Source organism: Bacteroides sp. 3_1_23 (genome assembly GCF_000162555.1).
GTDB classification, from domain to species: domain Bacteria; phylum Bacteroidota; class Bacteroidia; order Bacteroidales; family Bacteroidaceae; genus Bacteroides; species Bacteroides ovatus.
Genome location: NZ_GG774949.1, coordinates 2,634,764 through 2,643,370, shown reverse-complemented (window position 1 = coordinate 2,643,370; position 8,607 = coordinate 2,634,764). Strand labels below are relative to the sequence as shown.

At 43.3% G+C, this 8,607-nt stretch carries 9 protein-coding genes; all 9 read left to right on the top strand.

Annotated elements, in window-relative coordinates; translation table 11 throughout:
• Positions 1-364, top strand: a 364-nt coding sequence (locus HMPREF9010_RS13845) for an ISAs1 family transposase (RefSeq protein ID WP_157453729.1), incomplete at its 5' end; no start/stop codon positions are given.
• A 105-nt stretch (positions 365-469) separates the two neighbouring features.
• Positions 470-1,090, top strand: coding sequence for a DNA-binding protein (locus HMPREF9010_RS13850; RefSeq protein ID WP_008648634.1), 621 nt, complete (start codon positions 470-472; stop codon positions 1,088-1,090).
• Positions 1,091-1,235: 145 nt separating this feature from the next.
• Positions 1,236-1,550 (top strand): hypothetical protein, encoded by a 315-nt coding sequence (locus HMPREF9010_RS26760; protein WP_008648630.1) that lies wholly within the window; start codon positions 1,236-1,238, stop codon positions 1,548-1,550.
• Positions 1,551-1,637: 87 nt separating this feature from the next.
• Complete coding sequence (locus HMPREF9010_RS13860; RefSeq protein ID WP_008648629.1) at positions 1,638-3,797, top strand: TonB-dependent receptor; 2,160 nt, start codon at positions 1,638-1,640, stop codon at positions 3,795-3,797.
• Positions 3,794-4,285, top strand: a complete 492-nt coding sequence (locus HMPREF9010_RS13865) for a DUF4625 domain-containing protein (RefSeq protein ID WP_004309723.1) — start codon at positions 3,794-3,796, stop codon at positions 4,283-4,285. Before HMPREF9010_RS13860 ends, HMPREF9010_RS13865 begins: the two co-directional genes overlap by 4 nt.
• 162 nt (positions 4,286-4,447) lie before the next feature.
• Positions 4,448-5,047 carry a cytochrome c nitrite reductase small subunit gene (gene nrfH / locus HMPREF9010_RS13870; RefSeq protein WP_004309722.1) on the top strand — a complete coding sequence of 200 codons (600 nt, stop codon included), beginning with the start codon at positions 4,448-4,450 and terminating at the stop codon, positions 5,045-5,047.
• A 39-nt stretch (positions 5,048-5,086) separates the two neighbouring features.
• A complete protein-coding gene (gene nrfA, locus HMPREF9010_RS13875) occupies positions 5,087-6,568 on the top strand; it encodes an ammonia-forming cytochrome c nitrite reductase (protein ID WP_004304071.1) in 1,482 nt (493 codons plus the stop codon).
• 12 nt (positions 6,569-6,580) lie between these two features.
• Entirely contained in the window at positions 6,581-7,816 is a 1,236-nt protein-coding gene (locus tag HMPREF9010_RS13880; protein ID WP_008648627.1) for a cytochrome c biogenesis protein ResB, read from the top strand.
• Positions 7,813-8,604, top strand: coding sequence for a cytochrome c biogenesis protein (locus HMPREF9010_RS13885; RefSeq protein ID WP_004297090.1), 792 nt, complete (start codon positions 7,813-7,815; stop codon positions 8,602-8,604). Before HMPREF9010_RS13880 ends, HMPREF9010_RS13885 begins: the two co-directional genes overlap by 4 nt.
• The last annotated feature ends 3 nt before the right edge of the window (positions 8,605-8,607 follow it).

The window sequence follows — 8,607 nt, the reverse complement described above, 5'->3', positions numbered from 1 at the left end:
GGGGTTGAAGTCTATTGTAGGGATAAAGTCGGAGAGAACAATAGTAGCAACAGGAGAATATACTCAAGAGGTCAGATACTATGTAACTTCACTTGATAATACCAAACCGGAGGAGATTGCATCTGCCATCAGGCAGCATTGGTCTATTGAAAATAATCTTCATTGGCAACTGGATGTTACCTTTCGAGAAGACTACAGTAAAAAGGTGAAAAATGCAGCCAGAAACTTTTCGGTGGCAACAAAGATGGCACTTACCATACTAAAGAATGAAAAAACAACAAAAGGAAGCATGAATCTGAAAAGACTAAAAGCCGGATGGGATGAAAAATATTTGTCACAACTTTTACAGGAAAATAATTTTTAATGCGTCTGCCCTGATGTATAGTTAGGACTAACTTCTCGTATTGAAGAGATTAAATGTTAGTCAAAAGGAGTATAAATACATGAACCTAATAAAACGAAGATACTTATGAGTGCAAAGTATGATTTATATGAGACACCGGACGTTCAGAATACAGGAGAACAACAACCGCTTCATGCCCGCATTGTCCCAAGCGGAACCTACTCGAAAAAAGAGTTTCTGGAACGTGTGTCCCACTCTTCCCAAACATTTAATTATAATGTGATAGATGCAGTGGTAGGAATTGTGATCGATGAACTTGCCGAAGCTTTATCAGAAGGATATGTTGTAGAACTTGGCGAACTCGGGCATTTTAGCATCTCTTTGAAATGTACGCATAAAGTAATGACTAAACGTGAGATTCGTGCCGAATCAATCTGTTTTGATAACGTGCATTTGCGCACTTCCAAAGAGTTCAAAAGGAAGATTAAGCGTGAAATAGAGTTGGAACGTGTGGACAAATCCAAACACTCTTCTCAAAAAGTGGAATTTTCTATGGAGCAACGCCAACAGCTTTTACAGGAATTTCTAAGGAAAAATGGTGGTATTACCCGATTGGAATATAGTAGCCTGACCGGACTTTCCCGGCTGAAAGCAATAGATGATTTGAATACTTTCATTGAGAAAGGGATTCTTCGTAAACGTGGAGCTGGAAGAACCGTGTTTTATGTCTGGCAACAGGAAGAATGATAATCAACTAAAAAATCCTCGTGCTGTTACTGACAGCTTTGTGTTTTTTGTCATTCACGGTAACACATATTAAGATGTATAATTTGCTGATTATTTTTCATACTGTTATATTTGTCCCGCTATTCTATTAATCAATAGAGGGAGAATGTATCAAAAGAAAAATATAAGGGTATATATAGCATGGATGTTATTCATGACATTCATTCCCTTCTTTGTAGTGAAGACCTTTCACTATCATGGAAGTGAGGATGAAAAGTCGTGTTCCCATGCAAAGCATTCTCACCAATCATCTGATGATTGTGCGATCTGCCAATACTCCCTTTCTTTCTTTACTGAACCTCAACCGATAGAATTTCATTGCACACTGACGCTCGTGCCCTACGAGCCGATTATTTACCAGAATAAGGTTGTTTGCAAACGAACTTATTCGCATCATTTACGCGGGCCTCCGGTCGCATGATTACATACTCATATTTTCAATGGAGATAGATTGGCTTTCAATCTATCCTTACATTCATTTTACACATTAAATAAAAGATTGTAATTGATGCGTATCGGAATTATTTCGGGCGTAATAGGGCTATTTGTAACCTTATCCGTCCATGCACAGAAATCCGATTCAATCAAGAGCATGCTTTTGCCTGATGTTGTGGTAACCGAAACGTACCAGCAACGTCAAGCGAAAAAGTCTGCCCTTACGGTTGATGTAGCCGATCAGGATTTTTTGCGCAAACATTTTACAGGAAACTTCATGCAGGCGATGGAGAATATTCCCGGAGTACAGGCAATGGATATTGGTTCGGGCTTCTCCAAACCGATGATTCGCGGAATGGGATTCAACCGGATTGCTGTATTGGAAAACGGAATCAAACAGGAAGGACAACAATGGGGAGCCGATCACGGACTAGAACTGGATGCTTTCAATATCGGAGCAGTCAATGTATTGAAAGGACCCTCTTCACTGCTCTATGGCAGTGATGCAATGGGAGGAGTGATTGATGTTGTTCCGTCGGCTGTTCCTGCTGATAATCGTGTATTCGGAGATGTCACACTGCTGGGTAAATCAGTCAATGGAACCATCGGAGGATCACTGATGCTGGGAATCAGGAAGAATGCCTGGTACTCCCATATTCGTTATTCGGAACAACATTTCGGTGACTATCGTATTCCGACGGATTCTATTGTCTACCTGACACAAAGAATTCCCATATATGGGCGTAAACTCAAGAATACAGCAGGCATTGAACGCAATATCGGACTTTTTACCCAATATCAACGAAGAGCCTATAAAGCGAATTATGCTGTGAGTAATGTATATCAAAAGACGGGATTCTTTCCGGGGGCACATGGCATACCCGATGCGTCACGTGTGGAAGATGATGGAGACAGCCGTAATATTGAATTGCCATTCAGTAAAGTGAATCACCTGAAAGTGACCACCCACCAGCAATATGCATGGGAGAAACTGATCTTGTCAGGCGATTTAGGTTTCCAGAACAATCACCGTGAAGAGTGGAGTGCTTTCCATACTCACTATGGTTCGCAACCCGCACCGGAGAAAGACCCCGACAAGGAACTTGCTTTTAATCTGAACACTTTCAGTGCTTCGGTGAAAGCTCGTTTTATTGGTTCTTCTTCGTGGGAACATACATTGGGGTGGGATGGACAACATCAACGGAACGACATTTCCGGCTATTCGTTTTTACTGCCTGAATATCGCCGTTCCACTACCGGAATGCTTTGGCTTACGACATACAGACCCAACAATGTGTTTTCAGTCAGCGGAGGAGTGCGATATGACTACGGATATATGAATATCTCTTCGCATGAAGATACTTACCTTGCCGATTATCTTCGGAAACAGGGCTATGATCTGGAACAGATAGACTTCTACAAGTGGAACAGTCACTCTGTGAATAAGCACTACGGTGATTATTCTCTTTCTCTGGGATTGGTATGGACTCCCTCCGACAAACATCTGGTAAAGGTGAATATCGGGCGTAGTTTCCGCCTGCCCGGTGCGAATGAGTTGGCTGCCAACGGTGTACATCACGGCACTTTCCGCCATGAACAGGGAGATGCAAACCTAAAGTCCGAACAAGGCTGGCAACTGGACGCTTCTTATCATCTGAAGTACCGGAGAATTTCTTTCTCCGTCTCTCCATTTGTCAGTTGGTTCAGCAATTACATCTTTCTGCGTCCTACCGGAGAGTGGTCTGTATTGCCTCATGCCGGACAAATCTATCGCTATACCGGAGCAGAAGCGCTATTTGCAGGAACTGAAGCTACCGTAGATGTTGATTTTCTGCGCAACTTCAATTATCGGATTTCCGCTGAATACGTTTACACCTATAATTGTGATGAACATATTCCATTGAGTTTCTCGCCACCTCCTGTTATGCGCAATACATTAACCTGGCAAAAGAATCGGTATATGTTGTATGCAGAATGGCAGAGCATTGCCCGGCAAAATAGAGTGGACCGTAACGAAGACCGTACAGCCGGAGCAAATCTCTTTCATCTGGGTGGTTCATTGAATATTCCGATAGGTGGAAACAATGAGATTGAAATAACCCTGACCGCCCGGAATATATTCGATACCCGATATTACAATCATCTTAGTTTTTACAGGAAAGTTGAAATCCCCGAACCGGGACGTAACTTCCAGATATTAATCAAAGTTCCATTTAAAAAATTACTGAAATGAAAAATAAATTTTATCTCCCAATGATTAGCCTTTTGGCAACAGTTACTTTCATGTTTTCCTCTTGTGATAATGATGACTCCAGCGATACGACCAAACCTCTGATTGAACTTCACGAACCGGAAGAAGGTCAGGCTTTGGAGATAGGAAACGAACATGGGGTTCATTTTGAAATGGATTTGTCGGATGATGTCATGCTGAAATCCTATAAGATTGAAATTCATAGTAATTTCGACCACCATTCACACGGAGGTAATAGCAGGGCTGCACAGGAAACAGTAGATTTTAGTTTCAACAGATCCTACGATGTGTCTGGACAGAAAACCGCCCATATTCATCATCACGATATTGTAATACCGGCCAATGCTACTGCAGGAGATTATCATTTGATGGTTTATTGCACGGATGCCGCAGGTAACGAATCTTATATTGCACGCAATATCAAATTAAGTAATGAGGTGGAAGACGAAGACCATCACCATGATGAATAAGACAATACATAGAGAAAGAATGAGGTGAGGTCAAAAAGGGACGTTTGACACATTCCCATTCTGTTTTTTTACGTAATGAGTATTTTTTCTTTCGAAAGGTGTAATATCTATTACACCTTTTTTGTTTCCAATCCTTTACTTTTGTGAAAAATACTTTTTCGTATGATGAAGTTTCCAATAATAAATCGACTCTTTCCTTCTTATAAATGGAAGGTAGCGGCTGTCATCATTGGCGGTGTTATTGTGGGTGGAGGAGCACTGTTTATGTATATGCTCCGGGCGCATACCTATCTTGGAGATGACCCGGCTGCATGCGTGAATTGTCACATTATGACTCCTTACTATGCAACCTGGTTCCATAGTTCACATGCCCGGAATGCCACTTGCAATGATTGTCATGTGCCGCATGAAAATGCTGTGAAGAAATGGACCTTTAAAGGTATGGACGGTATGAAACACGTGGCTGCATTTCTTACCAAAAGCGAGCCGCAGGTCATTCAGGCTCATAAAGCCAGTTCCGAAGTGATTATGAATAATTGCATCCGCTGTCATACACAACTCAATACGGAATTTGTGAAGACGGGGAAGATTGATTATATGATGTCACAGGTAGGAGAGGGGAAGGCTTGCTGGGATTGCCATCGTGATGTTCCTCATGGTGGAAAGAATTCCCTGTCCGGTACTCCGGGAGCGATTGTTCCTCTTCCGGAATCGCCTGTTCCCGAATGGCTCCGGAAGATGGTGAATCAGAAAGATAAATAAGAAATGAAATACGTAATAAAATAATAAAACCGATATACAATGGAAAAGAAATTAAAATCATGGCAAGGATGGCTGTTGTTCGGAGGTTCAATGGTCGTTGTATTTGTTTTGGGATTATGCGTTTCTGCGTTGATGGAACGGAGGGCGGAAGTTGCCAGCATTTTCAATAACCGTAAAAACGTTATCAAAGGGATTGAAGCACGAAATGAACTGTTTAAGGATGACTTTCCCCGTGAATACCAGACTTGGACGGAGACTGCAAAGACTGACTTTGAGAGTGAATTTAATGGAAATATTGCTGTAGATGCTTTGGAAAAACGTCCTGAAATGGTGATTCTATGGGCGGGATATGCTTTCTCAAAAGATTATTCCACTCCACGGGGACACATGCATGCCATTGAGGATATTACGGCATCTTTGCGTACCGGTTCGCCCATGAGCCCGACCGAAGGTCCTCAACCGTCTACCTGCTGGACTTGTAAGAGTCCGGATGTTCCCCGTATGATGGAGGCATTGGGTGTCGATTCTTTCTATAACAATAAATGGGGGGCTATGGGCGCCGAAATTGTGAATCCTATCGGATGCTCCGATTGTCATGATCCCGAAACAATGAATCTTCATATCAGTCGTCCCGCTTTGATAGAGGCTTTCCAACGTCAGGGTAAAGACATCACTAAAGCTACTCCGCAGGAGATGCGTTCATTGGTATGTGCACAATGTCATGTGGAATACTATTTCAAAGGGGATGGTAAGTATCTGACTTTCCCCTGGGACAAAGGTTTTACGGTAGAAGATATGGAGGCTTATTATGATGAGGCCGGTTTTTATGATTATATTCATAAATTGAGCCGTACTCCGATTCTGAAAGCACAGCATCCTGACTATGAGATTTGTCAGATGGGTATCCACGGACAGAGAGGTGTCTCTTGTGCCGATTGCCACATGCCGTATAAGAGTGAAGGTGGTGTGAAATTCAGCGATCACCATATCCAAAGCCCGTTGGCTATGATTGACCGCACCTGTCAGGTTTGTCACCGCGAAAGTGAAGAGACTTTACGTAATAATGTGTACGAACGCCAACGTAAAGCGAATGAAATCCGTAACCGTCTGGAACAGGAATTGGCAAAAGCACATATCGAAGCTAAATTTGCCTGGGACAAGGGTGCTACAGAAACACAGATGAAAGATGTGCTCGCACTGATTCGTCAGGCACAATGGCGTTGGGACTTCGGAGTAGCTTCACACGGAGGTTCATTCCATGCACCGCAGGAAATTCAGAGAATTCTTTCTCATGGATTGGATCGTGCCATGCAAGCCCGTCTGGCTGTATCTAAAGTATTGGCAAAGAATGGATATACGGGAGATGTTCCGATGCCGGACATTTCAACAAAGGCAAAAGCACAGGAATATATCGGCTTGGATATGGATGCTGAAAGAGCGGCTAAGGAGAAATTCCTGAAAACAACTGTTCCGGCATGGTTGGAGAAAGCGAAAGAAAACGGCCGTCTGGCACAGAAATAAGAGAATTTATATATGTGGAGCAAACCATGGAGTTATAAAGAAGGGCTGGTGATTGGCGCAGGATTACTGGTGATAGGGCTATTGCTGCAAATGACAGTGGGAGCCATACATTGGGACCTGTTTGCCTGTCCGGTCAATGTGATTGTGTTAGTGGTTTATATCATTGCTTTGGTAGCCATGCACCTTCTTCGCAAACGTGTCTATTTATTCGGATGGTTGAGTCATTATTCCGCTGCTGTCTCGTCTCTATTGTGGGTGGTCGGCATGACGGTAGTGATGGGACTGATCCGGCAGGCTCCTTCCGGTCATGCTCCGGCTGATCTGCTGGGATTTTCGCAGATGATTTCTTCCTGGCCTTTTGTCCTGCTCTACTTTTGGATGGTCACCGCCTTGGGGCTGACAATCCTTCGCACCGGTTTCTCTTTGAAGATCAGCAGGATTTCTTTCCTACTGAATCATATCGGATTGTTTATTGCACTGATAACAGCCACTTTGGGAAATGCCGATATGCAAAGGTTGAAAATGACAACCCGGATGGGAAGTGCCGAATGGCGGGCTACGGATGATAAAGGTCAACTGATTGAACTTCCGCTGGCTATCGAACTGAAGGATTTCACTATCGACGAATATCCTCCGAAACTGATGTTGATTGATAATGAAACCGGCCGTACGCTTCCCGAAAAATCTCCTGTACATGTATTGTTGGAAGAGGGAGTGACAAATGGCAGCTTGCAGGACTGGCAGCTAACTATTGAGCAATCTATTCCGATGGCTGCTTCTGTGGCTACCGAAGATACTTTGAAGTTTACTGAATTTCATTCGATGGGAGCGACTTATGCTGTCTATCTGAAAGCAGTCAATCAGAAGAATCAAACAACCAAAGAGGGATGGGTAAGTTGCGGTAGTTTTCTTTTTCCCTATAAGGCAATCCGGCTGGATTCTTTAACCAGTATTGTAATGCCGGAACGGGAACCGCAGCGATTTGCATCGGAAGTGAAGATTTACACACAAGAAGGAACGATCACGGGAGGAACCATTGAAGTGAACCGCCCGATGGAGATAGAAGGTTGGAAAATTTATCAACTTAGTTACGATGAAACAAAGGGACGATGGAGCGATGTCAGTGTCTTCGAGTTGGTTCGCGATCCGTGGTTGCCGGTTGTTTACACAGGAATAATAATGATGATGGCAGGAGCCATCTGTCTGTTTGTCAGCGCACAAAAGAGGAAAGAGGAGGACAAAGCATGAGTTGGGAATACTTTATACTATTTGCAATAGCCGCACTGGTTTGTTGGGCTTTGGGAGCTTTTGCTGCCTGGAAAGGTACAAAAACGGGATGGGCTTATGGATTTACTTTCTTAGGTCTGGCTATTTTCTTCAGTTTCATTATCGGAATGTGGATTTCATTAGAACGTCCTCCGATGCGGACAATGGGAGAGACACGGCTGTGGTATTCTTTCTTCCTTCCGTTGGCGGGATTGATAACCTATGCACGCTGGAAGTATAAATGGATTTTAAGTTTCAGTTGCATCCTTTCATTGGTCTTTATTTGTATCAATATCTTCAAACCGGAGATTCATAATAAGACGTTGATGCCTGCTTTGCAAAGCCCGTGGTTTGCCCCTCATGTCATTGTGTATATGTTTGCTTATGCTATGTTGGGAGCGGCGACGGTGATGGCCGTCTATCTGCTTTGGTTCAAAAAGAAGGAGATTGAACGGAAAGAAATGGATTTGTGTGACAACCTCACCTATGTAGGTCTGGCATTTATGACATTAGGTATGCTTACTGGAGCTATCTGGGCAAAAGAAGCCTGGGGACATTACTGGGCTTGGGACCCGAAAGAGACTTGGGCGGCAGCTACCTGGTTCGCTTATCTGGTGTATATCCATTTCAGATTGGGCAAGCCATTGAAGGCACGTCCTGCGTTGATTATTCTGTTAGTATCATTTGTCCTGTTGCAAATGTGCTGGTATGGAATCAATTACCTTCCGGCCGCGCAAGGAGTCAGTGTGCATACTTATAATTTAAATTGAAAT